Genomic DNA, 446 nt, shown 5'->3' on the forward strand with positions numbered 1-446 from the left:
TTCCAATACCGAATAAGCACGTCCCGAACCCAAATTAAACAGGTGTACGCCCGACACATCGCTTTTCGCCTGCATGGCCGCCACATGGCCTTCCGCCAAATCCATCACATGGATATAGTCGCGCATACCCGTACCGTCTGGGGTAGGGTAGTCATCGCCGAAAACCGACAATTGCGGCAGCTTGCCTGAAGCCACTTGGCAGATATAAGGCAGCAGATTGTTTGGGATACCGTTTGGCTGCTCGCCGATCAAACCGCTTTCATGCGCACCGATAGGGTTGAAATAGCGCAACAAAATCACGCTCCAGCGCGGATCGGCCTTTTGGATATCCGTCAAAATGCGCTCCACCATAGACTTGGACGTACCGTAAGGGCTGGTCGTATCCCCCGGTTGCATATCTTCCGTATAAGGTACTTTACCCGGATCGCCGTAAACCGTAGCAGATG

At 53.1% G+C, this 446-nt stretch carries 1 protein-coding gene; it reads right to left on the reverse strand.

Features of this window, described 5'->3' with window-relative positions; genetic code table 11:
- The coding region (locus ACTHUR_RS20905) for an NAD-dependent epimerase/dehydratase family protein (protein WP_440400726.1) at positions 1-446 on the reverse strand (446 nt) is incomplete at both ends.

The organism is Neisseria sp. P0021.S007 (assembly GCF_051956855.1).